Origin of the sequence: Gelria sp. Kuro-4, assembly GCF_019668485.1 — a bacterium.
In the GTDB taxonomy this organism is placed as follows: Bacteria; Bacillota; DTU030; order DUMP01; family DUMP01; genus DUMP01.
Map to the genome: position 1 here is coordinate 2,457,749 of NZ_AP024619.1, position 26,119 is coordinate 2,483,867.

The 26,119-nt window shown below is 64.1% G+C and carries 24 protein-coding genes, 1 pseudogene, 1 riboswitch and 1 other annotated feature; of the genes and pseudogenes, 20 read left to right on the forward strand and 5 right to left on the reverse strand.

The genetic code is table 11. The features are described 5' to 3' along the window. Window positions 1-30 precede the first annotated feature (30 nt). Window positions 31-771, forward strand: coding sequence for a ZIP family metal transporter (locus K5554_RS12360; protein WP_221038763.1), 741 nt, complete (start codon window positions 31-33; stop codon window positions 769-771). On the opposite strand, the gene K5554_RS14470 is transcribed toward K5554_RS12360, so the two are convergent. Next, window positions 709-969, reverse strand: a complete 261-nt coding sequence (locus K5554_RS14470; protein WP_255565625.1) for an S-layer homology domain-containing protein — start codon at window positions 967-969, stop codon at window positions 709-711. The two genes, K5554_RS12360 and K5554_RS14470, sit on opposite strands and share 63 nt — an antisense overlap. Continuing rightward, window positions 967-1,446, reverse strand: a pseudogene (locus K5554_RS14475) (N-acetylmuramoyl-L-alanine amidase); the annotation flags it as partial. The pseudogene K5554_RS14475 and the gene K5554_RS14470, both read right to left, overlap by 3 nt. A 189-nt stretch (window positions 1,447-1,635) precedes the next feature. Here K5554_RS14475 and K5554_RS12370 point away from each other — a divergent pair. From K5554_RS12370 to K5554_RS12390, 5 genes are all read left to right on the forward strand, one after another. Beyond that, on the forward strand, window positions 1,636-3,045 hold the full coding sequence (locus tag K5554_RS12370) for an MATE family efflux transporter (RefSeq protein WP_221038765.1): 1,410 nt from the start codon (window positions 1,636-1,638) through the stop codon (window positions 3,043-3,045). 290 nt (window positions 3,046-3,335) lie between these two features. Then, complete coding sequence (locus tag K5554_RS12375) at window positions 3,336-4,526, forward strand: hypothetical protein (RefSeq protein ID WP_221038766.1); 1,191 nt, start codon at window positions 3,336-3,338, stop codon at window positions 4,524-4,526. Window positions 4,527-4,579: 53 nt separating this feature from the next. Next, window positions 4,580-5,809 (forward strand): Zn-dependent hydrolase, encoded by a 1,230-nt coding sequence (locus K5554_RS12380; RefSeq protein ID WP_221038767.1) that lies wholly within the window; start codon window positions 4,580-4,582, stop codon window positions 5,807-5,809. A 3-nt stretch (window positions 5,810-5,812) separates the two neighbouring features. Continuing rightward, a complete protein-coding gene (locus K5554_RS12385; protein WP_221038768.1) occupies window positions 5,813-6,979 on the forward strand; it encodes an amidohydrolase in 1,167 nt (388 codons plus the stop codon). A gap of 259 nt (window positions 6,980-7,238) precedes the next feature. Beyond that, window positions 7,239-8,357 (forward strand): aminotransferase class I/II-fold pyridoxal phosphate-dependent enzyme, encoded by a 1,119-nt coding sequence (locus tag K5554_RS12390; RefSeq protein ID WP_221038769.1) that lies wholly within the window; start codon window positions 7,239-7,241, stop codon window positions 8,355-8,357. Window positions 8,358-8,519: 162 nt separating this feature from the next. Here K5554_RS12390 and K5554_RS12395 read toward each other — a convergent pair whose 3' ends face one another. Together K5554_RS12395 and K5554_RS12400 are read right to left on the reverse strand one after the other, a co-directional pair. After that, window positions 8,520-8,921, reverse strand: coding sequence for a type II toxin-antitoxin system VapC family toxin (locus tag K5554_RS12395; RefSeq protein WP_221038770.1), 402 nt, complete (start codon window positions 8,919-8,921; stop codon window positions 8,520-8,522). After that, window positions 8,888-9,142: a ribbon-helix-helix protein, CopG family gene (locus K5554_RS12400; protein WP_221038771.1), complete on the reverse strand. Its 255-nt coding sequence runs from the start codon at window positions 9,140-9,142 to the stop codon at window positions 8,888-8,890. Before K5554_RS12400 ends, K5554_RS12395 begins: the two co-directional genes overlap by 34 nt. 144 nt (window positions 9,143-9,286) lie before the next feature. On the opposite strand from K5554_RS12400, the gene K5554_RS12405 reads away from it, so the two are divergent. The 14 genes from K5554_RS12405 to aroA all read left to right on the forward strand — a co-directional run bounded on the left by K5554_RS12405 (window position 9,287) and on the right by aroA (window position 24,527). Then, window positions 9,287-10,291, forward strand: coding sequence for an ABC transporter ATP-binding protein (locus tag K5554_RS12405; RefSeq protein WP_221038772.1), 1,005 nt, complete (start codon window positions 9,287-9,289; stop codon window positions 10,289-10,291). A gap of 36 nt (window positions 10,292-10,327) precedes the next feature. Then, window positions 10,328-11,884 (forward strand): ABC transporter substrate-binding protein, encoded by a 1,557-nt coding sequence (locus tag K5554_RS12410; protein ID WP_221038773.1) that lies wholly within the window; start codon window positions 10,328-10,330, stop codon window positions 11,882-11,884. Window positions 11,885-11,949: 65 nt separating this feature from the next. Beyond that, window positions 11,950-12,876, forward strand: a complete 927-nt coding sequence (locus tag K5554_RS12415; RefSeq protein WP_221038774.1) for an ABC transporter permease — start codon at window positions 11,950-11,952, stop codon at window positions 12,874-12,876. A 3-nt stretch (window positions 12,877-12,879) separates the two neighbouring features. Next, complete coding sequence (locus tag K5554_RS12420; protein ID WP_221038775.1) at window positions 12,880-13,752, forward strand: ABC transporter permease; 873 nt, start codon at window positions 12,880-12,882, stop codon at window positions 13,750-13,752. 13 nt (window positions 13,753-13,765) lie between these two features. Next, window positions 13,766-14,782, forward strand: coding sequence for an ABC transporter ATP-binding protein (locus K5554_RS12425; RefSeq protein WP_221038776.1), 1,017 nt, complete (start codon window positions 13,766-13,768; stop codon window positions 14,780-14,782). Window positions 14,783-14,891: 109 nt separating this feature from the next. After that, a riboswitch (FMN riboswitch) is annotated at window positions 14,892-15,039 on the forward strand. A gap of 77 nt (window positions 15,040-15,116) precedes the next feature. After that, the gene (gene ribD, locus K5554_RS12430; RefSeq protein WP_221038777.1) at window positions 15,117-16,256 is read left to right on the forward strand and encodes a bifunctional diaminohydroxyphosphoribosylaminopyrimidine deaminase/5-amino-6-(5-phosphoribosylamino)uracil reductase RibD; all 1,140 of its coding nucleotides are present in this window, start codon (window positions 15,117-15,119) and stop codon (window positions 16,254-16,256) included. Further along, on the forward strand, window positions 16,241-16,891 hold the full coding sequence (gene ribE, locus K5554_RS12435) for a riboflavin synthase (RefSeq protein WP_221038778.1): 651 nt from the start codon (window positions 16,241-16,243) through the stop codon (window positions 16,889-16,891). The genes ribD and ribE (K5554_RS12435) overlap by 16 nt, the downstream gene beginning before the upstream one ends. Before the next feature lie 28 nt (window positions 16,892-16,919). Further along, window positions 16,920-18,128, forward strand: a complete 1,209-nt coding sequence (locus K5554_RS12440) for a bifunctional 3,4-dihydroxy-2-butanone-4-phosphate synthase/GTP cyclohydrolase II (protein ID WP_221038779.1) — start codon at window positions 16,920-16,922, stop codon at window positions 18,126-18,128. A gap of 16 nt (window positions 18,129-18,144) precedes the next feature. Beyond that, window positions 18,145-18,615 (forward strand): 6,7-dimethyl-8-ribityllumazine synthase, encoded by a 471-nt coding sequence (gene ribE / locus K5554_RS12445; RefSeq protein WP_221038780.1) that lies wholly within the window; start codon window positions 18,145-18,147, stop codon window positions 18,613-18,615. Between the two features lie 73 nt (window positions 18,616-18,688). Beyond that, window positions 18,689-18,937 (forward strand) — a binding site (T-box leader). Window positions 18,938-19,010: 73 nt separating this feature from the next. After that, entirely contained in the window at window positions 19,011-20,054 is a 1,044-nt protein-coding gene (gene aroF, locus K5554_RS12450) for a 3-deoxy-7-phosphoheptulonate synthase (protein ID WP_221038781.1), read from the forward strand. After that, on the forward strand, window positions 20,051-20,962 hold the full coding sequence (locus K5554_RS12455) for a prephenate dehydrogenase/arogenate dehydrogenase family protein (RefSeq protein ID WP_221038782.1): 912 nt from the start codon (window positions 20,051-20,053) through the stop codon (window positions 20,960-20,962). The genes aroF and K5554_RS12455 overlap by 4 nt, the downstream gene beginning before the upstream one ends. Continuing rightward, window positions 20,920-22,095: a chorismate synthase gene (aroC, locus tag K5554_RS12460; protein ID WP_221038783.1), complete on the forward strand. Its 1,176-nt coding sequence runs from the start codon at window positions 20,920-20,922 to the stop codon at window positions 22,093-22,095. The genes K5554_RS12455 and aroC overlap by 43 nt, the downstream gene beginning before the upstream one ends. Window positions 22,096-22,167: 72 nt before the next feature. After that, window positions 22,168-23,238 carry a 3-dehydroquinate synthase gene (aroB, locus tag K5554_RS12465; RefSeq protein ID WP_221038784.1) on the forward strand — a complete coding sequence of 357 codons (1,071 nt, stop codon included), beginning with the start codon at window positions 22,168-22,170 and terminating at the stop codon, window positions 23,236-23,238. After that, the gene (aroA, locus tag K5554_RS12470) at window positions 23,235-24,527 is read left to right on the forward strand and encodes a 3-phosphoshikimate 1-carboxyvinyltransferase (protein ID WP_221038785.1); all 1,293 of its coding nucleotides are present in this window, start codon (window positions 23,235-23,237) and stop codon (window positions 24,525-24,527) included. The genes aroB and aroA overlap by 4 nt, the downstream gene beginning before the upstream one ends. Here the strand turns inward: aroA and K5554_RS12475 are convergent. Then, window positions 24,524-26,116 carry an amidohydrolase family protein gene (locus K5554_RS12475; protein WP_221038786.1) on the reverse strand — a complete coding sequence of 531 codons (1,593 nt, stop codon included), beginning with the start codon at window positions 26,114-26,116 and terminating at the stop codon, window positions 24,524-24,526. The two genes, aroA and K5554_RS12475, sit on opposite strands and share 4 nt — an antisense overlap. Window positions 26,117-26,119: the final 3 nt, after the last annotated feature.

Sequence of the window (26,119 nt, forward strand, 5' to 3'; positions counted from 1 at the left end):
ACAGCCAGGAAAGATAAGAAGTGAAGCACCATGATCCTCCGGCACAGCTTTCTCGCGGCTCTGGCGGCGGGCGCAGCGGCGGGGCTGGGCGCCCTCCCGCTCCTTTGGCTGCGGCGTGTCCCGCTGTGGGTTCAGGACGGCCTGCTGGGCTTCGCCGGCGGGATGATGATCGGCGCGGCCACCCTCTCCCTCATCCCTCCGGCGGTGGCTAAGGGCGGCCTGGGGCAGGTGCTCTTCGGGCTGGGGGCGGGAGCCGGCCTGTTGGCCCTTTTGGACGTACTGCTTCCCCACCGTCACTCGCGCGCGCCGCAAAAAAACGCCGCCCCGGGCCCACAGCAGCCGCTGCTGGTCCTGGCGGCGATTATCTTGCACAACCTACCGGAAGGGCTGACCATGGGCGTGGGTCTGGCCTCGGGTGAAGACCAGGTGGGACTTATTCTGACGCTGGCCATCGGCATCCAGAACGCACCGGAGGGCCTGCTGGCCGCCCTACCGCTGCGGGAGCAGGGGGCTTCGGGTCCCAGGGCGGTGGGCCTGGCCCTGGCCACCGGCATGGCGGAGCCGGTGGCGGCGCTGGCGGGAATGCTCCTCGTGGAGGCGCTGCGCGGCATTCTCGGCTTCTTTCTGGCCTTTGCCGCCGGGGCCATGTTCTACGTGGTTTCGGACACCCTCATACCGGACAGCCATGGCCATGGCTTTGAACGGCTCTCAACCCTCGGCTTTCTCGCCGGTTTTGCCTTGATGCTGGTCATCCGGCAGGTTCTGGCTTGAGTAGAGACGGTAAAGGGCGGCGGCCAGCTCGAAGCGCGTCGCCGGTTCCGGGCCGTGAAAGCGGCCGTCGGGATACCCTTTCAGGATGCCGGTGCGCGCCGCCCAGCCCACCGCCGCTGCGGCCCAGTGGTCGGCGGGAACATCGGGAAAAGGTCCCGGCGCGGCAGGGGCGATGAAGCGGACCAGGGCGCCGGCCAACGCCCGGGCCGCCTCGTCCTGGAAGGCCGGCAGGGCCAGGCGCTTGGCATCGGCCGGGCTGGTGAGAAAACCCACCTCGCAGATCACCGCCGCCATGGGGGCTTCCCTGAGAACGTAATAGTAATCCTGGCCGTCCTCGCGCAGCCGGACCTTGATCCCCCGGTCGGCCAGGCCGGTGGCCTCCACCAAGGCGCCCTGCAGCAGTCCGGCCAGGCGGCGGCTTTCGGCGCGCCGGGCCTGATGGTAGGTCTCGACGCCGGCGGCAAGCGGAGAAGAGGCCGAGTTGTGATGCAGCGAGACGAAAGCCGCCGTTCCCGCCCGCCGCGCCAGGTCAAGGCGCTGCTTCAGCGGAACCTCGACATCGGCCTCCCGCGACAAAAGCACCTCCTGCCCGGCCCGGCGCAGCTCCGCGCCAAGTTTCAACGCCAGGGCCAGATTGAGCGTCTTTTCAACCAAACCATTGCCTTCCGCACCTGGGTCCCGCCCGCCGTCTAGTGGCCGGGATCAAGAAAAATCCGCGGCACAACAACCACCTCCCCGGTGTTAAATCTCGGTTCAGACCCTGCTACCAGTTTATTGCGGTTTTCCGTAAAGAGACCCGCTCGAAAATGCTTTGACATCCTAACCTTTTACCTTTATAATTACCTCTGATTAAGAGGTGATACAATGAGTCAAGCTCAAACACACGGACTGGCCAGCGATTTTACCCGGGGGAGCATCCCGCGGCACCTGCTGCTTTTTTCCTGGCCGCTTCTTGTCGGTAACCTCCTGCAAACCCTTTATAACACAGTGGACACGTTTTGGGTGGGCCGCTTCCTTGGGCCGCAGGCCTTGGGGGCTGTCTCTGTCAGTTTCCCGGTGCTTTTTATCCTGATTTCTTTTGTTATGGGGATCACCATGGGCACCACGGTACTCGTTGCCCAGTACTTCGGGGCCAAGGACACCGTCCAGGTGCGGAGGACTGTTCACAACTCCTTCCTCCTGCTCTTCGTGTTGGCTGTCATTATGAGCATCATCGGTGTCCTTCTGCACCGTCCTATTCTCCGTCTCATTCAAACCCCGCCCGACCTCATGGACCAGGCTTCGAGCTATTTGAACGTCATCTTCATCGGCCTCGTCTTCATGTTCGGTTACAACGCCATCAGCGCCATTCTACGCGGCCTCGGGGATTCGCGTACGCCGCTTCGTTTTCTCTTCTATTCCACCGGGATAAACATTATCCTTGATCCCCTCATGATCTTCGGCGTCCGGCCCTTCCCCCGGATGGGAATCCAAGGTGCAGCCCTAGCCACAATCATCTCCCAGGCCATTTCTTTCTGGTTGGCGATTCGCTTTCTTAACCGTACCAGCCACCTCGTCGCCCTGAACCTGAAGGAGCTCAAGTTCGACCCGGCTCTCACCCGCCTGACCATCCGGGTCGGTCTCCCAGCCGGACTGCAGCAGACCATTGTCGCCTTAGGCAACACGGTAATCATGGGAGTCATCAACACCTTCGGCCCCATGGTGGTGGCCGCCTGGGGCGCCGCCTCTAAAATCGATGCCTTTACTTTCATGCCGTCCATGTCGCTCGGCTTGGCCACCTCGGCGCTCACCGGACAAAACATCGGCGCCGGCCAAGAGGAGCGGGTGCGCCAGGTGGTATGGTGGGGCACCGTGCTGGCCACCGTCATTACCGGCGTCTTGAGCGTGTTCATCTTTTTCTTCCCGCAAGAGTTACTCGGCATCTTCACCACGGACCGGGCCGTGCTGGCCACCGGCACGCAGTGCCTGCGCATCCTGGCCCTCTCCTACGTGCCCTTCGGCTGGATGTGGGTCACCAACGGCGCGCTGCGCGGGGCCGGCGATACGGTAGTACCGATGTTCATCACTCTTTTCACCCTCTGGCTGGTGCGCGTACCGCTGGCCTGGTTCCTCTCGCGGCAACCTGCGCTGGCCGAACGCGGCATTTGGATCGCCATGGCCACGAGCTCCGTTCTCAGCATGATTCTCAGCCGCGCCTACTGGTCATACGGCGGCTGGAAGGGCAAAGCTGTCACGAAACTGGGACAACACGTCCCCGAGCCGGACAAAGCCTGACACCCGGCAGCATCCCCAACCAGTTCCCCGCTCCCTCCTCCTGCTCACTTCCTTCCGGCTGCAAAAGCCAGTAACCAGGCCGGTTGTCGCAGAGTTGATAAAAACAGTGAAAAGTTGATACCTGACCCCGCGAGGTTGACTTTCCAGGGTCATCTGTTATACTCATTCTTAATGATGCCCTATGATACCCTCCGGCGCGGGTGCCGGAGGGGAGTTTGGTCTTTGGGGGTGGGACTGGGAATTTGCGCAATACGGTTACGCGTTAATTCTCGTGCAAAGGGAGTGGAGAAATGAGCCCCATTACCGCCTTTGTCCTGGTGGCGGCCATTTTCGCCATCGGCGATATCGTCTCAACCAAGAGCAAGGCCTTCATACCTTCCGTTTTTGTCGCCGCGGTGCTCTTTCTGGCCGGCTACTGGACATTCTTCCCCAAGAACATCATTGACATCCCCGGCCTCGGCATGCCGCTCGCTCTCATGTCCATGTATATGCTTCTTACCCACATGGGTACCATGATGAGCGTGCGGGAACTTTTGGCCCAGTGGAAAACTGTGGCCATCGCGCTCTTCGGCCTGGTCGGGATGTGCGCCCTCACCCTCACCGCCGGCGCCGCCCTCTTCGGCCGCCAGGCGGCCATCGCCGCCACCCCGCCGCTCGCCGGTGGTATCGTGGCGGCGCTCATGATGTCGGAAGCGGCTAAGGCCAAGGGCCTCATGGCCATCAGCGTGCTGGCCCTGGTAATGTACGTGATGCAGGGTTTCGCCGGCTACCCGCTGACAGCCGTCTGCCTGCGCAAGGAAGGGCAGCGCCTGCTCGACCTCTACCACCACCACGGCGGTAAGGAGCAGGCCCGGGCCAATGCCCAGACGGCGGCCACGAGCAAGAATGATGCCCGCTGGCGTATTTTCCCGGCCACGCCGCCGGAGTACCAGACCACCTTTGTCCTCTTGGCCAAGCTGGCTGTCGTAGCCTGGGTGGCCGTCTGGGCTGCGGGGCTTACCAAGAACGCCGTCTCGCCCTTCGTGGTCTGCCTGCTCGCCGGCGTGGCGGCCGCCGAGACCGGGTTCATCGAACGGCGGCCCCTTAATCTCTCCGGCTCGTTCGGTTGGCTGATGCTTTCGCTGATGGCCTACGTCTTTACCGGTTTCTCCCAGGCGACCCCCGCCATGCTCGGGCAAATCGTCGTTCCCCTGGTCGGGATCATCATCCTGGGTGTCGCCGGCATGGCCCTCTTCAGCATGTTCCTAGGCACCCGGCTCGGCTTTACCAAGGAGATGGCCCTGGCAGTCACCCTCACCGCCCTCTATGGGTTCCCCCCCAACTATATACTGACAGAAGAGGCGGCCAAGGCCCTGGCTGAGACGCCGGAAGAGAAAGAATTCCTCATGAATGAGATGTTGCCGCAGATGCTGGTAGGCGGCTTCACCACCGTAACCATCGCCTCCGTTGTGCTGGCCGGCTTCATGGCCAAGTGGCTGTAAGGACAAGGGGCGGCAAAGCCGCCCCTTTAGCATGACACAGGGAGGACAGGCCTATGGAAACCAAAGTTGAACGCTTGGAGCAGGACATAACGGCCCTGGCGGAGTTCACCGCCACGCCCGGCGCCGGCGTCACCCGCTTCTCTTTTACCCCGGAGGACCGGGCGGCACGCGAGTACATCAAGGCCGAAATGGCCCGCGCCGGCCTAACGGTGCGCGAGGATGCAGCCGGCACCGTGATCGGACGCCGGGAGGGCGCGGCGCCTGGACCCGTGGTGATGGTGGGCTCCCACTTCGACTCGGTGAAACACGGCGGGCGCTTCGACGGTACGGCCGGGGTGGTGGCGGCGCTGGAGATCGCCCGTGTGCTCAAGGAACATAACGTCAAGACCCGCTACCCCATCGAATTCATCGCCATGATCGAGGAAGAAGGCGGGCGTTTCGGCGGCGGGCTCTTCGCCAGCCGCGCCATGGCCGGAAAGGTGGGCCGGGAAGAGCTGGCGCGCAACAAAGACGCGCAGGGCGTAAGCACCGCCGAGGCCATGGCCGCCTTCGGCTTCCCGCCCGCGGACATCGCCGCCGCCCGGCGCCGGCCCGAGGAGCTGAAGGCCTTCTTCGAGCTCCACATTGAGCAGGGGCCTGTGCTCGAAGCGGCAGGAATCGACGTGGGCGTCGTCGAAACCATTGTCGGTATCGCAGAGTACGAGATAGAGATCACCGGCCGCCCGGACCACGCCGGCACCACCCCCATGGATATGCGCGCCGACGCGCTCTTGGCGGCCGGCCGCGTGGTTCAGGCGGTGGAGGGGCTGGCCCGCCGGGCCGGGGGCGGCGCGGTGGGCACCGTGGGCCGCTTGGAAGTTACCCCCGGAGCCGCCAACATCGTACCCGGGCGGGTCTCCTTCACCGTCGACTTTAGGGCCAAAGACAGCCGGGTGCTGGCCGACCTGGTGGCCGGACTCAAGGCTGCTCTGGAGGAAGCCTGCCGGGGTGATGTCAAGTTTACCCTGACGGAAAAGCTCAGCATACCGCCGGTGGTTCTCTCGACGGCCATCCGCGAGCTTTTGCTCAAGGAGGCCGCTCGGCGCGGCACCTCCACCCGGGTGATGCAGAGCGGCGCCGGGCACGACGCCATGGTAATGGCCGGCCTTACTGATGTTGGTTTAGTCTTTGTTCCCAGCCGCGGCGGGCGCAGCCACTGCCCTGAAGAATGGACAGACTACGCCGCCCTCAAGAAGGGCGTTGACGTGCTCCTGGGGACAATTCTGCAAATTGCGGAGGGATAGTCTATGCAGGTCAAGGAACTCGCTGCCCGGGTCCAGCCGGAGCTCGTGGAGCTCAGGCGGTACTTTCACCAGCACCCGGAACCCAGTTTTGAAGAGGTGAACACCGGGAAGCGTATCGCTGCGGAGCTGGAGAAGCTCGGTATCAGCGTCGAGCGCAAGGCCAAGACAGGGGTAGTGGGCACCCTGAAGGGTGGCAAACCCGGCCGTACCGTGGCGCTGCGCGCCGACATCGACGCGCTCTCCATCCAGGAGGAGACGGGGCTCCCCTTTGCCTCGGAGAATAAGGGCTTCATGCACGCCTGCGGCCACGACGCCCACATCACCTGCCTCCTGGGCGCGGCCAAGATCCTCGCCCAACTCAAGGACGAGATTCCCGGCACAGTAAAGTTCATCTTCCAGCCGGCCGAGGAGATCGCCCACGGTGCCAAGCTGATGGTGGAAGAGGGCGCTATGGAGGGCGTGGACGGCATCTTCGGCATGCACGTCTGGGGCGACCTGCCGGCGGGCAAGGTGTGCGTGGATGCCGGGCCGCGCATGGCCTCGGCCGATATGTTCACCATCACCGTCGAGGGTAAGGGCGGTCACGGTTCCGCCCCCCATCAGGGCGTGGATGCCGTGGTGGTGGCGGCGGCCATTGTGATGAACCTGCAGACCATCGTCAGCCGTGAGTTCAGTCCGCTGGAGCCGGTGGTGGTTCATGTGGGTAAGGTGGTGGCCGGCGATCGCTTCAACATCATCGCCAGCCGGGCGCTCATGGAGGGGGCCAACCGCTGCTTCAACCCGGAAATCCGCCGCAAGCTGCCGGAAATCGTCCGCCGCGTGGCGGAAAACACCGCGGCCACCTTCCGCGCCACGGCCCAGGTGGAGTACCACTTCGGCTGCCCGCCCACCATCAATGACGGCGAATTGGCCGCGATCGCCCAGGGCGCGGTGAAGAAACTCTACGGTGAAGAGGGGCTTGCGCCGATGCCGCTGCTCACGGGCAGTGAGGACTTCCCCTTCTATCAGGAAAAGGCGCCCGGCGCCTTCGCCTTCCTCGGCGTCTGCAACCCGGCCAAAGGCACCTGCTGGCCGCAGCACCACTCGCACTACACCATCGACGAGGACGCCCTGCAGGTGGGCGCTGCGGTCTACGCCCAGTTCGCGCTGGACTTCCTGGCTGCGAAGTAAGCCGCCGCCGCAGAACGCCCGGGCCCCCCGCCCGGGCGTTCTTATGCCCCTGGGAAGGGCCGATGAATGTTAAGGTGCGGTAGACCGCCCAGGCAACCCGCAGGGGCGGGCTGGTGCGTCTGCAGGCACGGAGGGTTTTTGGCCGTCGGCCACGAATTCAAAAGGAAAGTCACTTGCTGCGCGCAAGCGCGAACATAAAGCCCACTCTGCGCGGCAGGGGAAGCCCCCGGGGCCGCCCAATGCGAAGGAGGATGAGACCATGCACCTCGCCCCGTTTCAGGTGGAGCACTGGCTCAACACCCACGAGCTCACCGCCCGTTACAACCTGGCCGAAACCGACGCCAAACCCTTCACCGTGCGCGAGCTCCTCGCGGTGACAGGCGCGAGTCCGGACTTTCTGCTCGACACCCGCCTCTCCTACAACCCCACCCTGGGCTCAGACGCCCTGCGGGAAGTCATCGCCGGCTTTTACCCCGGTGCGACGGCCGCGAACGTCCTCGTCACCACCGGCGCCATGGAGGCGGACTTTCTGCTCGCCAACATCCTGGTGGAACCCGGGGACACGGTGGTGGTGGAGTACCCGGCCTACCAGGTGCTGTACTCGGTGGCCGAGGCCCGAGGAGCCCAGGTGAAGCGCTGGGAGCTGAAGGCTGAGGAAAGTTATCGTCCCAACCTGGAGCGCCTGCAGGGCCTGATCGACGAAAAGACCAAACTGGTGGTGCTCAACACCCCGCACAACCCTACCGGCGCCGTTCTTGACGAACCGGACCTCAGGACCATCCTCCGCTGGGCCGAGGAGCAGGGCTTCTGGGTGCTCTGCGACGAGGTCTACCACGACCTGGCCGCCGGGCCGGGCGCGGCGGCCCCCTACGCCCGCACCCTGAGCAGCCGCGCCGTCAGCGTCGGCAGCATGTCCAAGGCCTTCGGCCTCTCCGGCCTGCGCCTGGGCTGGTTCGTGGGACCGGAGGAGTTTGTAGAAAAGGCCTGGAGCTGGAAGGACTACACCACCATCTCCAACTCACCCGTGTCCGACCTTCTCGCCCGCCTGGCCCTCACCCACAAAGAAGCAGTCATCGCCCGCAACACCGCCATCGCCCGCGCCAACTGGGAACGCCTGTCCGCCTGGTTCGAGCGCTGGCAGGACCTGATCGGGTACGTCGCGCCGGCCGCCGGGGTCCTCGCCTTCCCCTGGCTGAAGAAGCCCGGCCTTTCCGGGACCGCCTTCTGCCAGGGAGCGTTCGACCGAGAGGGCGTCCTCCTGGTGCCGGGCGAGGCCTTCGGCTGCCCCGGCCACTTCCGCATCGGCTTCGGCGGCGACCCCGACGCCTTCGCCGCCGGCCTCGAGCACCTCAGCGCCTACTGCGCGACGCTGCGCTAGCTTGTTTGCCTTTACGCCCGGATGCCGCCCGCGGCCGGTTCGGCAACTGCTGTGCCACGTCGGCTTAACCTCATTAAGTAGCACCAAACCCCGGGTCGCCCTGACCCGGGGTTTTCGTAGAATCGAGGGGCCTTGCTCGGTGGAGGCCTCTTTTTTTCGCTCCTAGGCCGTCTCAGGCGTCAGCAGTTTTAGGCCCGGGACGCGTTGAAAATGCCTGGTGTTGCTGGATACCAAGGGCCTTTTCTGTGCAAGGCAGATGGCGGCGATAAGCGTATCCGCCAGGCCGATCACCTCGCCCCGAGCGCGCAGGTCGTTCTCCAGCTCAGCGGCCAGGCGCGCTGCTTTGTAGTCGAGGGGGAGGATAGTCGACAACCGGAAGAGCTGTGTTAAAGCCTGTTGCCGTTTGTCGGTGAAGTTAAGGCCTACGCAAAGCTCAAAGACGGTGATGCTCGTGAGGCCCAGCCGCCCGTAAGCGAGCGTCTCTTCGATGAAATGACGGGCTGGGGCACGGCCTTGCAGAAAATCGACGATTACGGACGTGTCGGCAACGACCAGCGTTTCCACGTCGCTTCTATCCTTTCTTCCACCTGCTTGGCCTCGTCCGCGGAAAGAGAGCCGCTCAGCTCCATGACCTCCTGCACGGCTTGTTCCCTTTGTTCTTCTTTCGCCAGGTACTCGGTCACCGCTTCCTGCACCAGCTCTGAGTAGCCGCGTAGACCGCGCTTGGCCGCCAGGGCCATGAGCTTCGCCCTGCTCTCATTATCGAGCTCGATGGTGGTGCGCACGCGGACTCACCTCCATGCTTGTATTTTAGCATTCTTATGCCGGTGTGTCCAGAGGTTCCAGGGTTGGCCAATTCTCATCGTCAGGCACCGAACTTAAGGCATAGTCATATAGTAAGGACTGAAGCGGTTACGGGAGGCGATGGCATGGCCGTAGCGGCAGAGCTTCAGCCGGGAGAACCCATCTTACAGGTGCGGGACCTGGCCACCTATTTTTTTACCCGCAAGGGGGTGGTGCGGGCGGTCGATGGTTTCGACCTGCACGTGAAGAAAGGTGAAACCCTGGCCATTGTCGGGGAAAGCGGCAGCGGCAAAACGGTGGCGGCCCTCTCCTTCCTGCGTTTGGTTCCGAGCCCACCGGGACGGATCGTCTCCGGGCATGTTTACTTTCAAGGGAAGGACCTGCTGCAACTCAAGGGCGGGGAGCTGCGCCGGGTGCGCGGCAGCGGCATCGCCCTCATCCTCCAGGAACCCATGTCTTCTCTCAACCCGACGCTCACCATGGGCCAGCAGATCATAGAGGCCGTCGAACTCGGCCAGAAGAAACAGGGCCGGGCGGCGCGCGACCTTGCCCTGGAGATGCTGCGCCTGGTGCAGATTCCCGCGCCGGAAAGCCGCTTCCGCAGCTACCCGCATGAGCTCTCGGGGGGGATGAAGCAGCGGGTGATGATCGCCATGGCGCTGGCCTGCCGCCCCCAGATCCTCATCGCCGACGAGCCGACGGCCTCGCTGGACGTAACCATTCAGGTGCAGATCCTGGAGCTCATCAAACAGCTCAAGGAGGAGGTGGGAACGACCGTCATCCTCATCTCGCACGACCTGGGTGTAGTGGCGGAGATGGCCGACCGCGTGGTGGTGGTGTATGCCGGGCAGGTGATAGAAACCGCCGGTGTCAAGGAGCTTTTTCACCAGCCAGTTCACCCTTACACCCAGGGCATTGTCGGCTCTACCCTACAGCTGAAGGGATGTAGACGTCGCCTGAGCGTAATCCCCGGCCAGCCGCCCACTCCCCTTAACCTACCCGCCGGGTGTCGCTTCCACCCTCGTTGTGTGTATGCCAAGGAGGTGTGTGGGCACGAAACGCCCGGGTACGCGCCCGTCCCGGGTGCACCAGGACGCTGGTTCCGTTGTCATTACCCGCTGCTCGCCTAGGCGCACAGTATTCTGTTGAGAGGAGGAGACAGTTTGATGCTGCGCAGGAGAGTCTGCTTCGTCCTGGCGCTCGTAGTCTTACTGGCCCTGGTCGCCGGCTGTAAACCCGCCGGCCCAACGGCGCCGGCACCCACGCCGGGGAGCACTCCGTCCCCACCGCCACCGGCCAAGGACGGCATCGTGATCGCCTTACAGGGCGAACCCACTTCGCTCGACCCGCAGTTTCCCGACGATGGCAACTGCCGGGCCGTGACCGATAACGTCTTCAATCGCCTGTTGGAACTCGACGGGAAAACCCTGGCCCCTGTCCCCGGTTTGGCCGTGGAATGGAAGGCCGTAGATTCAACCACGTGGGAATTAAAACTGCGCCCCAATGTGAAGTTCCACAGCGGCGATGCCTTCAGTGCGGAAGACGCCGCCTTCTCCATCAAGCGCATCATTGACCCGGCCTACAAGTCCCAAATCGCCGGGAACTTCGCCACCATCAAAGACGCCCAGGCGGTGGACCCACTCACGCTGCGCATCATTACGAGCGGCCCGGACCCCATCCTGCCCAAGCGCTTGACACGCCTTGACATTGTGAGCAAAAACTACGTCACGGCCAACCCGGACAAAGCGGCGGTAGCTCCCGTGGGCACCGGCCCCTACAAGTTCGTCGCCTGGAACCGCGGCAGCGACATCACCCTGGAACGGTTTGACGGGTTCTGGGGACCCCAGCCGGCCATCACAGAGGTTAAGTACCGCTTTATCCAGGAAGGCTCCACCCGCCTCGCCGCCCTCAAGGCCGGCGAGATCGACCTGGCGGTAAACCTGCTCCCCGAGTACGTAAACCAAGCACCCAAGGTGGTCACCTCACCCGGCATTGAAATCAGCTTCCTGCGCTTCAATACCCTGCGCGGACCGATGACCAACCCACTCCTGCGGCAGGCGGCCAACCTGGCCATCGACCGCGAAGCCTTGGCGCGCGACCTCTTCCTGGGTTACGCTCTCCCCGCTTACCAGATGGGTAAAGAGGGCTACTTCGGGTTTAACAAGCGGCTGCCTCCCATCCCCCACGACCTGGAAAAAGCCAAGGCTCTCCTTAAGCAGGCCGGTTACAAGGGCGAACCCATTGAGCTCGTCTCCGAGCGCGGCCGTTGGCTCAAGGACGGTGAGCTTACGGAGGCCGTGGCCGCCATGCTGAGCGAGGTCGGGTTCAATATCAAGATCAAGTTCCTCAGCTGGCAGGAGTGGCTGGACACGCTCTTCAACGTTGAGAAGGCGCCGGCCATAATATTCAGTTGTAACGGCAACGAGCTCTTCGACTTTGACCGCTTCTTCAGCGCCTGCATCCAGACGGGTGCCCCGCAGAGCGCCATGTCCGTGCCGGCCATCGACCAGAAGATCGTTGCCGCGCGCACGGAAATGGACCCGGCGAAACGCCAGGCCCTGTATGAAGAACTGATTCAGGCGGTGTACGATTACAACTTCGGGGCGCCTCTGCTCAACCTGAAGGACATCTACGGCCTGGCCAAGCACCTGGAGTGGACCCCGCGCGAGGATTCACGGATCACCGTGTACGAAATGAGGTTGGCGGGAGCCCAGGCGCAGTGATCGGCACCGCCGGCGCTAGGGTGGGAGGGCCGCAGCCCTCCCGCCGCACGTGAGGAGGCAAAGGCATGAAGCGCTACATCGCCCAGCGCCTGCTCTACACCCTCATCGTCATCCTGGGGGTTTCCATCCTCGTCTTCGTGATCACCCATGTCATCGGTAACCCGGTGGACACCATGCTGCCGCTCCAGGCCACCGACGCGCAGCGGGCGGAGCTGGCCCACCAACTGGGGTTGGACCGTCCGCTGAGCGTTCAATTGGCGGACTTTCTCCAGGGCATGCTGCGCCTTGATTTCGGGGTTTCCTGGTGGCAGCAGGTACCGGCCCTGCCCCTGGTCGCCGCGAAGCTGCCGGCCACCTTCCTTCTCGTCCTCACGGGGCTGGCCCTGGCGGTGCTCATCGCCCTGCCGCTGGGGATCCTGGCGGCCTACCGCCCGGGCACGGTGCTGGATCGCCTGCTCACCACCACCTCCCTCGTCGGCATCTGCCTGCCGCCCTTTTGGGTGGGACTGATGCTGATTCTCCTCTTCGCGGTCCGCTGGGGCTGGTTTTTCACTTCCGGTTACGGCACTTGGCGCCACTTGGTTCTCCCCGCACTTACCTTAGCCGTGGTGCCCGCCGGTCACCTGACCCAAATCGTGCGCTTCGCCATGGCGGAACAGCTCAATACCGCTTACGCCATCACCGCCCGCATGAAAGGAGCCAGCGATTGGGACGTCATTTTTAAGCACGCCCTCAGGAACGCCGCCACCCAAATCGTCACCCTGGGCGGTATGGACCTGGGGCGCCTCCTGGCCGGCGAAGCCGCGCCCATTGAGGTGGTGTTCGGCTGGCCCGGATTCGGCACGCTCATCGTGCAGACCATCGCCCGCCAGGACTTCCCCCTGCTGCAGGTGGAAGTGTTCCTGGTGGCGGCGATTATCTGCCTCATCAACCTGGGGGTCGACCTCTCCTACGGCCTGTTCGACCCGCGCATCCGCTGCGAAGGGGGCTAAAGCATGGCAGCAAAGCCCTGGCACGCCTGGGGGCAGCGCTTCGCCGGTAACCGCGTGGCCCTGGTGGCCCTGCTTGTGCTCTTGATCATCGTTCTGGCCAGCTTCGCCGCCCCCTGGATCGCACCCTACAACCCCACCAAGGGTTCGCTGGCGGAACGGCTGTTGCCGCCTTCCTTGGCACCCCCCCGGGACGGAGGTTTCCCGCACCTTTTGGGCACCGACGCCCAGGGGCGCGACGTCCTGTCACGTCTCACTTACGGGGGCCGCGTGTCCCTCAGCGTAGCCTTCACCGTGGTGGCTTTAGCCGGCTGCCTCGGCACCGTGCTGGGCCTTGTCTCCGGCTACTTCGGCGGGAAGGTCGACCTGTTGCTGATGCGGCTGGTGGACATCCAGTCTTCCTTCCCCGGGCTCCTGGTGGCCCTCACCTTCGTCATGGTCCTGGGGCCGGGCCAGCGGAATCTCACCATCGCGCTCCTCATCAACGGCTGGATGGTGCACGCCCGGATGGCGCGCAGCCAGGTGCTCGCCCTGCGCGAGAGCACCATGGTGGAAGCCGCCCGGGCCATCGGCTGCAGCATGCCGCGCATCACGTTCGGGCACATCCTGCCGAACATCATCTCACCCCTCATCACCACCTACGTCCTGGAGCTGGCGCACATGATCGGGGCGGAAGCGAACATGAGCTTTCTGGGTTACGGGATTCAACCGCCCCTGGCCTCCTGGGGCCTGATGATCGGCGAGGGGCGGGAGTACATCACCAGTGCCTGGTGGCTGGTGGTATTTCCAGGGCTCATCATCGCCCTCACCATCCTGTGCCTGAACCTGGTGGGCAACTGGGTCCGGGAAGAGTTCGACCCGCTCCTGGGGCGCCGCTAGTGGGGGTGGAACCATGAGCGCAGCAGAGGAACTTGTGCGTGCCAAGAATCTGGTGAAACTCTTCCCTCTCCGCACCGAGGGCAGGGGCCGGCGGCGCTCTTTCGTCCACGCCGTGGACGGTGTCAACCTGGCCATCGCCCGGGGGAAAACCTTGGGCCTGGTGGGCGAAAGCGGCTGTGGCAAGACGACCATCGGCCGGCTGCTTTTAAGGCTCATCGAACCCACCCGGGGTGAAGTGTGGTTTGAAGGAAAGAACGTCTGCTCCTTGAATCGCCGAGAGCTGGTATGGTTCCGCCGCTCGGCGCAGCTCATCTTTCAGGACGCCATGAGCTCCTTTGACCCGCGCAAAACGGTGGGAGCGATCGTGGGGGAACCGCTGGTGGTGCACCGGCTGGCGCGTGGAGCGGAACTGAGGGAGCGGGTGGCGGATCTCTTAAAGACCGTGGGGCTTAAGCCGGAGCTGGCGCACGAGTACCCCCACACCCTGGCCGGCGGCCAGAAACAGTGCGTGGGGGTCGCTCGGGCGCTGGCGCTGAGCCCTGAGTTCATCGTGGCCGATGAGCCCATCTCCGCCCTGGACGTCTCGGTGCGGGCACAGGTGCTCAACCTCCTCCTTGAGGTGCAGGAAGAGCGCAGCCTCACCTACCTCTTCATCTCCCATGACATCCGCGTGGTGCGCTTTCTGGCCGACCAGATCGCCGTGATGTACCTGGGGCAGGTCGTAGAAACGGCGGAGGCGGAAGAGCTTTTCGTCCGCCGTTACCACCCTTATACGGAAGCCCTATTTGAGGCCGTGCCGGTGGAAGACCCGGCGCTGCGCCGCCCCCGGCACATCCTCCCGGGCGAGGTGCCCTCGCCGGTGGACCCGCCGCCCGGCTGCCGCTTCCGGCCGCGGTGCCGCTGTGCCCTCCCTGTTTGCCGCGAAGAGACTCCCCCTTTGGTGGAAAAAACCCCCGGCCACTTCGCCGCCTGCTGGGCTGAGTTCGAGGGGAGCGTAACGCGATGTGGAGTAAATACTCGTGCCTTTTAGCCGCCCGGCGGAAGATGGACCACTGGCAGCGGCTGCAATAACGCAGGCAGCGCCAAATTCCGCCTTGTCATTTCAACGAGAATGTGCTACAATGGGTAAGAATTTCATAGAGGTCCTTCAGGGGCTGGTGAGAGGAGATATTATCCTCAATTCCGCACCGGCGGTGATGGCCGTTCTCGGCCTAAGCCCGCGAGCCGCAAGGCAGATCCGGGGAAGATCCGGAGCCGACAGTAAAGTCTGGATGGAAGAAGGGTGCAAGAAATTCGTCGTCCGTTTGCTTTTGTTACCCCTGAGGGTTCTTCCTCAGGGGTTTTGTATTTTGGGAGGTTTGACCGTGAAGCAGGAAGGAATTGAGCTGCAATACATGGACAGAGCGCTTGAACTGGCCGCTACTGCCCGGGGACGCACATCCCCCAATCCCCTGGTGGGTGCCGTGGTTGTTCAGGGCGGCAAGGTAGTCGGTGAAGGATTTCATCCCCAAGCGGGACAAGCCCACGCCGAAGTTTTCGCCCTGGAGCAGGCAGGGGACCGAGCCCGTGGGGCTGATCTTTACGTTACCTTAGAGCCCTGCTGTCACCACGGACTCACCCCTCCCTGCACAGAACGCATTGTTGCTGCTGGAATCAAACGGGTCATAGCCGCCATGACAGACCCTAACCCCCTGGTATCGGGCCAAGGCTTCGCACGCCTGCGAGAAGCAAACATCGAAGTTATTGTCGGTGTCCGTGAGCAGGAAGCACGTTATCTGAACGAAGCATTTATTACTTACATTACTAAGCGGAGACCTTTTGTAACAGCCAAGTGGGCCATGACGCTGGACGGCAAGATCGCCTGCGCCAGTGGTGACAGCCGCTGGGTATCAGGAGCTCGAGCCCGCCGGTGGGTTCACGAACTTCGCGACCAAGTAGACGCAATCATGGTCGGTATCGGGACGGTGCTCGCCGACGATCCATTTTTAACCACCCGTCTTACCAAACCAGATAAGAAGGACCCGATTCGGATCATTCTCGACAGTCACTTGCGCACTCCGCCGACAGCAAAGCTCCTCCACAGCGGTTCGAAGGCGCCTACCTGGATTGCCTGCCTGGAGTCCGCTGTGGATCGGTCTTCCCCTCTGCAACAAATCCCGGGTGTTGAACTGCTGCCGGTACCGGCGAAGGACGGCCGCATTGACCTGCAGGTTCTCTTGACGAGACTGGCAGAGCGTAAATTAACTCATATTCTCCTGGAAGGCGGCAGCACAGTCAACCACGCCGCCTTGCAGGCGGGGTTGATTGACAAGATCTATTGCCTGATAGCCCCGAAGCTGGTAGGGGGCGCTTCTGCCCCCACCCCGGTGGGAGGCCGGGGCCGCAGTCTGATGAACACGGCCTGGTTGGCCAGAATTCATGGGACCCGCTTCATCGGCGAAGATCTGCTTATTGAAGCCTACCCCAAATCAGGTGAAGGAGAAGGAACATGTTCACTGGATTAGTTGAAACCATGGGTAAGGTTAAGGAGCTTCGGTTGCTCGGCCGGCGAAACCAGCTTGTGATCGAGGAACCGGGAATCGCCCAGCAAGTTAAGTTGGGGGACAGCGTGGCCATCAACGGTGTATGTTTGACCGTCGTGCAATGCGAAGGCGACCGGTTGATCTTTGATGTGATGCCTGAGACATTAAGAAAGACAAATCTTCGCTCCCTAACAAGGGGAGACTACGTCAACATGGAGCGGGCACTGGCAATGGGCGACCGTTTGGGCGGTCATCTGCTGACCGGCCATATCGACGGCGTAGGGCAGGTGTCGGCCCGGCGCACAGAGGGTAATGCCATCATCTTTACCATCCACGCTCCCGAAGAGGTGACCTCACTCCTGGTTGAGAAAGGGTCGGTGGCTGTAGACGGGATCAGCCTGACCGTTGGTGACCTCGAGCCAAAGGGATTTTGGGTCTCGATCATTCCCCATACTCTGGAAAATACCGTGCTGCAGCATCGCCGGCCCGGCGACAAGGTCAACTTGGAGGCCGACCTGATCGGGAAATATGTGCTCCGGTACCTGAAGCGGCCTGCTCCCGGCAGCCCCGGAGGAATCACCCTGGATTTTCTCGGTCAACATGGCTTTCTAAGCTGAGAATCACGCTTTAAAGGAGACAACGTGCATGGAGACTTTCACCTTTGCGCCCATTGAAGAGGTTCTGGAAGAGTTGCGACAAGGGCGGCCGGTGGTGGTTGTGGATGACGAGAACCGGGAAAACGAAGGGGATCTGGTGGCTGCCGCTGAAAAAATCACCCCTGAGATTATAAATTTCATGATCAGTTATGGTCGTGGTCTGGTTTGCCTGCCCGTGACTGAAGAAAGAGCGGATGAACTTGACCTGAAACCCATGGTAACAGATAACAAGGATCCTATGAAAACAGCCTTCACCGTCTCCATCGACGCCCGTGAAGGTACAACTACGGGAATCTCGGCCTACGAACGGGCATTGACAGTTAAAAAAGTCATTGATCCCAAGTCTACACCCGCCGACTTCAACCGGCCGGGGCATGTCTTTCCCCTGCGGGCAAAAAAGGGGGGGGTCTTGAGGCGCGCCGGACACACCGAAGCCGCGGTAGACCTCGCCCGTTCGGCCGGCCTCTACCCAGCCGGGGTTATCTGTGAAATCATCAAAGCCGACGGCACCATGGCCCGCCTGCCGGATCTCATGGAGTTCACCAGGAAACATGGGCTGAAACTTTGCACCATCGCCGATCTCATTCGTTTTCGCCGTCGCACGGAGAAGCTGGTGCGCAAGGTCGCTGAGGCCCGACTGCCTACCAAGTACGGCGATTTCACGCTTAAAGCTTACAAGGATGAGATTAGCAGCCTGCTGCACTTGGCCATTGTCAAAGGGGAACCTGGAGGCGACGAACCGACGCTGGTCAGGGTGCACTCTGAGTGCCTGACCGGCGATATGCTGGGCTCTCTCCGCTGCGACTGTGGTGACCAGTTGGCGCAGGCGTTGCGCAGTATCGAAGCAGAAGGCCGGGGAGTTGTCTTATACCTGCGGCAGGAAGGGCGGGGAATCGGCCTGGAAGCCAAGCTCCATGCGTACGCTCTCCAGGACCAAGGCCTCGATACCGTAGAAGCCAACACGGCTCTGGGCTATCCGCCGGACCTGCGGGACTACGGAATTGGTGCTCAGATCCTGGCGGATTTGGGCCTAAAGAGGATCCGCTTGATGACCAATAACCCCCGCAAGATTCATGGTTTAAGCGGCTATGGTTTAGAGATAGTCGATCGTGTACCGTTGGTTATACCGCCCACCGCTGAAAACCGTCATTACCTGGCTACCAAGCGCACCAAACTAGGTCACTTATTAAATCTTTAAGGAAAGGGGCAAGAAAATGAAAACCATTGAGGGACAATTAAACGCATCTGGGAAACGTTTTGCCCTGGTGGCAGCAAGATTTAATGAGTTTATAACGAACAGACTTTTGAGCGGTGCTGTCGACTGCTTAACGCGTCATGGGGCTGCCGGCGACGATCTTACCGTTGCTTGGGTACCCGGCGCCTTTGAAATTCCGCTGGTGGCCAAGCGGCTGGCCGGCAGCGGGCAGTATGATGCGGTGATCTGCCTAGGCGCAGTGATCCGTGGCTCCACTCCGCATTTCGAATACGTCAGTGCTGAAGTCGCCAAAGGTATAGCCCAGGCGGCGCTGGAGACAGAGATTCCGGTGATCTTCGGTGTGCTGACCACGGACAGCATTGAACAGGCCATTGAGCGGGCAGGAACTAAGGCCGGCAACAAGGGATGGGAGGCCGCTCTTACGGCCGTCGAGATGAGTTCGCTCCTGCCTCAGATTAAAGGAGAATAACTCAAATCGCCTGTTAAAGAAAAACTCTTGACAGGAGCAGCTTAAGGTGTTATTATCGTGAACAAACCACAGCGCGAGCGCGATGACCGGGAAGAGTAGGTCGGCAGCGTGGAGTTTAGAGAGCCGGTGGGCGGTGCAAACCGGACTTCAGGCTCAGGCTGAATACGCCCGGGAGTGCGGACCGAAAGCCAGGCGCCGGCCGGTAGGCTCCGCCGGGAACTTCCGCCGTTAAAAGGAAGGGGGTATCGGGGCAGCCCTGTACCCTGAAGAGCGGCATGATGCAATTAGGGTGGTACCACGAAGTAAAGCCTTCGTCCCTTAGGGGAAGAAGGCTTTTTTGCTAGCATGAAAGAGCTGCCCGGGGCTCAAGCTGAGGGTTCAGAGGAGGCTGGAACATGGTCATCGTCATGCAGGCGGATGCCACACAAAAAGACATAGAGCAGGTGATTTCACGGCTGAAGGAGGCTGGCTTTGGCGTGCATCTCTCAGAAGGTACCGAGCGGACCATCATCGGCGCACTGGGCGGCAACCGCGAGGCCCTGGCCCAGCAGGCCCTGGAGGCCCTTGCCGGCGTGGAGCGGGTGGTGCCGGTGCTCCACCCGTACAAGCTGGTAAGCCGCGAGTTGAAGCCGGAGCCTACGGTAGTGAAGGTGGGCGGCGTGGCCATCGGCGGGCCCGAGGTGGTGGTTATCGCCGGTCCCTGCGCCGTGGAAAGCGAAGAGCAGATCCTGGCCACGGCACGGGCGGTAAAGGCGGCCGGGGCGCGCATCCTGCGCGGCGGCGCCTTCAAACCCCGCTCCTCGCCCTACAGCTTCCAGGGGCTCGGCGAAGAGGGGCTGCGCCTTCTCGCCCTGGCACGGGCCGAGACGGGCCTGCCCATCGTCACCGAGGTGCTGGACGTGCGCACCCTGGAGACGGTGGCCGCCCAGGCGGACATGATCCAGATCGGCGCCCGCAACATGCAGAACTTCGAGCTCCTCCGGGAGGTGGGCTTGCTCAAGCTCCCGGTGCTCTTAAAGCGCGGCCTTTCGGCCACCATCGAAGAGTGGCTGCTGGCGGCCGAGTACATCATGCGCGAGGGCAACAGCCAGATCGTGCTGTGCGAGCGCGGCATCCGCAGCTTCGATACCGCCACCCGCAATACCCTGGATCTGGCGGCGGTGCCGCTGCTGCACCGCCTCTCCCATCTGCCGGTGATCGTTGATCCCTCCCACGCCACCGGCAAGTGGCGCCTGGTGGCGCCCATGTCGCTGGCGGCGGTGGCGGCCGGCGCCGACGGACTCATCATCGAGGTACACCCTGACCCCACCGCAGCGCTTTCCGACGGTCCGCAGTCCCTTACCCCGGAGCGCTTCCAGGGCCTGATGTTGAAGCTCCGCCCGGTGGTGGCGGCCATGGAGCGCAGCATCGCCGGCGCCGAGGGGGAAAGCGGCCGATGACCCTGGTGAAGCGGCTGGCGCTCCTCGGCACCGGCCTCATCGGCGGTTCCCTGGCGCTGGACTGGCAGGCGGCGGGGGCCGTGCGCGAGGTGGTGGGCTGGGATGTCGTACCGGCGGCCGTAGGGCTGGCCCTGGCCGAAGGTATTATCCAGGCGGCGGCCGCAAGCCCGGAGGAAGCTGTAGCCGGGGCGGACCTGGTGCTGGTGGCGGCGCCGGTCAAGGCCACCTGCGACCTGGCCGCCCGCCTCGGACCCCAGCTTAAAAGCGGCCAGATCGTAACCGATGTCGCCAGCGTGAAGGCACCCGTGCTGGCAGCCTGGGAACGAGCCTGCTCACCGGGGGTGGAGTTCGTCGGCGGGCACCCCCTGGCCGGCTCGGAAAAGGCCGGCCCCCAGGCGGCACGGCGCGGGCTCTTTCAGGGCGCGGCCTACGTCCTTGCGCCGGGCGGCAGCGCGAGTGCGCGCGCCACGGAGCTCGTAGCCGCCCTGGTGCGCCTGGCCGGGGCTGCGCCGGTGTTTCTCCCGGCGGAGCGGCATGACGCCCTGGTGGCCGCCACCAGCCACCTGCCCCACCTCAGCGCCGTCGCTCTCGTGAGCGCCGCCGCCGAGCTCGCCGGCGGAGCCCTGGGCCTCAGCGCCGGCGGCTTCGCCGACACCACCCGCATCGCCCTCAGCAGCCCGGTGATGTGGCGGGACATCTGCCTCACCAACCGCGACGCCATCCTGGCCGCCCTCGACTGCTTCAGCCGCCGCCTGGCCGCCGTGCGCGCCCTGGTGGCGGCAGGAAAGGCGGCACAGCTGGAAGAACTCTTCAACGTGGTCCGGGAGACCCGCTCCCAACTTACCAGTGCCAGGGAGGGAACAGCATGCGCTTTCTCACCGCCGGCGAATCCCACGGCCCGGCCCTGACGGCCATCGTCGAGGGTTTTCCCGCCGGCGTGCCCATCGCCAAGAAGGCTATCGACGGGGAACTGGCCCGCCGCCAGCGCGTCGCCGGGCGCGGCGCGCGCAGCACCCGGATTGAAGCGGACGAGGTGGAAATTTTAAGCGGCGTGCGCGGCGGCTTGAGCCTGGGCAGCCCCATCGCCCTTCAGATTAAAAACCGCGACTGGCCGCACTGGGAGCCCTACCTCTCCCCTGCCGGAGAAGTAAAGCGGGGACGCGAGCTGGTCTGCCCCCGCCCCGGGCACGCCGACCTGGCCGGCGGGCAAAAGTACGGCTTCGCCGACCTGCGCAACGTGCTGGAACGCGCCAGCGCCCGCTCCACCGCCGCCCGTACGGCGGTAGGAGCACTGGCGCGGCAGCTCCTGGCCCAGCTGGGGGTAAGGATCACCGGGTACGTGGCCAGTATCGGCACAGTACGGCTGCCGGCGGAACGCGTGGCCGAAGCGGCGGTTGAAGAAATCGCCCGCCGCGCCGCTGCCTCCCCCGTGCTCACCCCCGACCCGGAGACGGAGACCGCCATGCTCCAGGTTATCGCCGCCGCTCAAGAAGCCGGTAACACTTTGGGGGGGACTTTCGTGGTGTTGGCTTCTGGCCTGCCGCCCGGGCTGGGCAGCCACGTGGAGTGGGACCGGCGCCTGGACGGGCGCCTCGGCCAGGCCCTCCTCTCCATCCCTGCGGTCAAAGGCATGGCCATCGGTGACGCCTTCGCCGTGGCGCAGGAGCCGGGTTCCGCTGCGCATGATGCCATTTTCTATGCGCCCAGGCGCGGCTACTGGCGCGCCAGCAACCGGGCCGGAGGCCTGGAGGGCGGTATAACGAACGGCGAGACCCTCGTGGTGACCGCCGCCGTTAAACCTATACCCACCCTCCTGAAGGACCCGCTTCCCAGCGTTAACATCCGCACGCGGGAACCGGCGCGCGCCGCCGTAGAACGCTCCGACACCTGCGCCGTGCCCGCCGCCTGCGTGGTGGGAGAAGCGGCGGTGACCTGGGAACTGGCCCGGGCCGTGCTCGAAAAGTTCGGCGGCGACACCCTGGATGAGATCCGGGCGGCCTGGGAGCGCTACCAAGCCCGCCTCCAAGACTGGCCCCGGTGACCCGCCCGGCCTTCCCGTCCCGGCAGGGGGCCTTACCCGCCCCAATAAGCTACATAAGAAGGTGGAATCCCTATGCTGGTCGAGCTTGGTGCACGCAGCTACGAAATCATCATCCGTCCCGGCGCCTTGGTCGGCCTGGGCGCGGCTCTCGCCGGGCTCAACCCGGGCCGGCGCGCCCTCATCGTAAGCGATACCCACGTGGCCCCCCTCTGGGCAGAGAAGGTGCGTGAGAACCTTGCCACCGCCGGGTTCAACCCGGCCCTCGTCACCCTGCCGGCCGGGGAAGAAGCCAAGTCCCTGGGCTGGCTGGCCCACCTCTACAGCGCCGCCGTGAGCGCCGGGTTGGAACGCTCCTCCCCCGTGCTGGCTCTGGGCGGCGGCGTGGTGGGGGATGCCGCCGGCTTCCTCGCCGCCACTTACCTGCGCGGCGTTCCCTTCATCCAGGTGCCCACCACCCTGCTGGCCCAGGTGGACAGCGCCGTCGGCGGCAAGGTGGCCGTGAACCTGCCCCAAGGCAAAAACCTGGTAGGCGCCTTCTACCAGCCCCGCCTGGTCCTGGTGGATCCCGAGGTGCTGACCACCCTCCCCGAGGACCAGTTCTGCACCGCCCTAGGCGAAGTTGTGAAGTACGGCGCTATCTTGGATGCGGCGTTCTTCGCCCACCTGGAGGAGCATCTCCCGGCCCTCCTGGCTCGGGATCCGGCCGAGCTCAGCACCGTCATCGAGCGCTGCCTTACCCTCAAGGCCCAGGTGGTGGAGGAAGACGAACGGGAGACCGGGCGCCGCGCCCTCCTCAACTTCGGTCACACGCTGGGCCACGTGCTCGAGGCCGCCAGCGGCTTCACCCTGCCGCACGGCGCAGCCGTGGCGCGCGGCATAGCGGTGGAGGCGGAGCTCGCCCGCCGGTTGGGGCTTTTGAGCAGTGAAGAGGTGCAGCGCCTGCAGGAGCTCATCGGCCGCGCCGGCCTTTCCACCGCTCTTTCCCCCGCCCTGTCCTGGGAAGAGGCCCGTCCCCTCCTCTACCGGGATAAAAAGGTGCGGGACGGCCGCCTCATCTTCGCCCTCCCGCAGGGCCTGGGCCGGGGCCGGGTGGTCCCGGTGCCGGAAGGCGCGGTAGAGCAGCTCTGGAGGGACCTGGTATGAACGTAACCGTTTGTCCCGCCTCTTCCCCACTCCGGGGCACCATCACCGTGCCCGGCGACAAGTCCATCTCCCACCGCGCCCTCCTCCTGGGTGCGCTCGCCGAGGGCACAACCACCGTCCACAACTTGCTGCGCAGCGCCGACTGCCTGAGCACCGCCAGCTGCCTCAAGGCGCTGGGCGTTGGGATTGAGGGCCTGGAGGGAAGCGGCCCGGTTACCGTCGCCGGCCGGGGACTTCAGGGCCTGGCGGAGCCGGAAGATGTGCTGGACGCCGGCAACTCCGGCACCACCGCCCGCCTCCTCCTGGGCATCCTGGCCGGGCAGCCCTTCACCGCCCTTCTCACCGGCGATGCTTCGCTCCGCCGCCGGCCCATGGCGCGGGTGACGGCACCGCTCGCGCGCATGGGCGCGCAGATCCTGGGGCGCAGAGATGGTAGCCTGCTTCCTTTGGCCGTCCGGGGCGGTAGACTCCGGGGCGGCCACTTCGCCCTTCCCGTGGCCTCCGCCCAGCTGAAGTCGGCCCTGCTCCTGGCCGGCCTCAATGCCGAAGGCGAGACCAGCATCACCGAGCCCGCGCCCTCACGGGATCACACAGAGCGGATGCTCGCCGCCTGGGGCGTGCCGCTCCGGCGGGCAGGAAGCAGCGTTATTCTCCCAGCCGGCCCGCGCCTGCGGGCGCAAACCGTCTCCGTCCCCGGTGACATCTCCGCTGCGGCCTTCTTCCTCGTCGCCGCGGCCATCCTTCCCGGCAGCCAGGTCACCATCAAAGGGGTGGGCGTCAACTCCACCCGCACGGGCGTCCTCGATGTTCTGGCGCGCATGGGCGCCCCGGTCACCCTGACCGACCGGCACGAAGAAAGCGGCGAACCGCTGGCTGATATCACCGTTGCCGCCGCGCCGCTTCAGGGCGTCGAGATCGCCGGGCCGCTCATACCCCGCCTCATCGACGAGATCCCCGCCCTGGCCGTGGCCGCCTGCTACGCCCAGGGCGAGACCGTCATCCGCGACGCGGCCGAACTGCGCGTGAAAGAGAGCGACCGCCTGGCCGCCCTGGCCCGGGAACTGGGCGCTCTGGGCGCCGACATCCGCGAACTCCCCGACGGCCTCATCATCCGCGGCCGCCCCCTCCACGGCGGCGAAGTCAAGAGCCACGGCGATCACCGCCTGGCCATGGCCCTGGCCGTCGCCGCCTTAGCCGCCCGCGGCCCCGTCACCATCGCCGGGGCCGACTGCGTCAGCATCTCGTTCCCTACCTTCTTCTCCCAGGTGCCGGGCACCCGGAGACACTAATTTCTGCGCCGCAAGGCCCTGCCTGCCCGCACACCGGTTAGCTTGCCTTTCTCCAGTGCCACCCGGCCGGCCACCAAGACATGAGCGATGCCTTCCGGGTACCGGTTCGGCTCGGCGAAGGTGCCCTTCTCACGGACGGCCTCTGCATCGAAGATGGTGATGTCGGCCACCATGCCTTCCCGGATCAGCCCCCGGTCCTGCAGGCCCAGCCGCCGTGCCGGCAAAGACGTCATGCGCTTCACTGCCTGGGGCAGGGAGAGAACTTTCTCCTCCCGCACGTACTTGCCCAAGAAGCGGGCGCAGGTACCATAGACCCGCGGGTGCGGCTTGCCGCCGACGATCCCGTCGGAGCACAGGGTCATGTACTCGCTCTGCATGATCTCCTTCACGTCATCCTCAGAGCCGTAGAAGATCGTCATGGTTACCGCGTCGTCCTCTTCGATCAAGAGGTCGCAGACCGCATCCAACGGGGTCTTGCCGGTTTGCGCGGCAATCTCGGCCACGGATTTGCCCTCAGCAAAGCGGTTCTTTTCCGTTTGCACGGCATTGACCATCACGTTCTCCCAGCCACAGGTGTCCACCCAGTTTTCCCAGCGCTCCGGTTTGATGTTCTCTTGCACCTGCCGGATCTCCTCCCGGAAGGCGGGGTCTTTGATGTTTTCCAGGAGCTTGGTCGTGCCCCCGGTGTGGAAGCGGGGTGGGATGACCGCATCCAGCATGGTGCTGCCGGCAATATAGGGGTACTGGTCGAAGGTGACCTCCAGGCCCTGGGCGCGCGCCTCGTCCAGGAGGGCCAACACCTCGCCCGCCCGGCCCCAGTTACGCCGTCCGGCGACTTTCAGGTGTGAGATGTGCAGCGGGCAGCCGGCCTCGAGACAAATCCCCGTCACTTCGCGGATGGAGTCGAGCACGTAGTCGGCCTCATTGCGCATGTGGACCACAAAGAAACCACCGTAGCCGGCCGTCACCTTGCACAGTTCCACAAGTTCAGTGCGGTCGGCATACATACCCGGTGGATAGATGAGCCCGGTGGAGAAACCGACTCCGCCCTCCTCCATGGCCTGAGCTAGGATAGCCTTCATGCGCTCGAGTTCCACGGGCGTGGCGGGCCGGTTTTCCCAACCCAGGGCCATGGCCCGGACGGCACCGTGCGGCACCAGCATCAGGGAGTTCGTCGCCGGCTGCACGGCATTAATCGCAGCCAAGTATTCCGCCATAGAGTTCCAGGGCCACTCGGTAAGGTAGGTGCCCAAGAGGCCTGAAACACGCCGCATCATCGGCCCTTTGTTAGCGTCATCCAGCGGAGCCACGGACAGGCCGTCCTGGCCCAGGAGGGCCGTGGTGATGCCCTGCATCAGCTTGGCATCTTCTTCAGGGTGCTTAAACACCCTGAGGTCCGAGTGAGTGTGCATGTCGATGAAACCGGGAGCGACGATTAACCCACTGGCATCAATAACGCGGGCAGCCTCCACTTCGACGACATGGCCCACCCGAACAATCCTGTCCCCTTGAACTGCAACGTCCGCCTTAAACCCGGGGTTACCGCTGCCGTCGATGACCTGACCGTTCTTTACCAGGACATCTAGCAATCG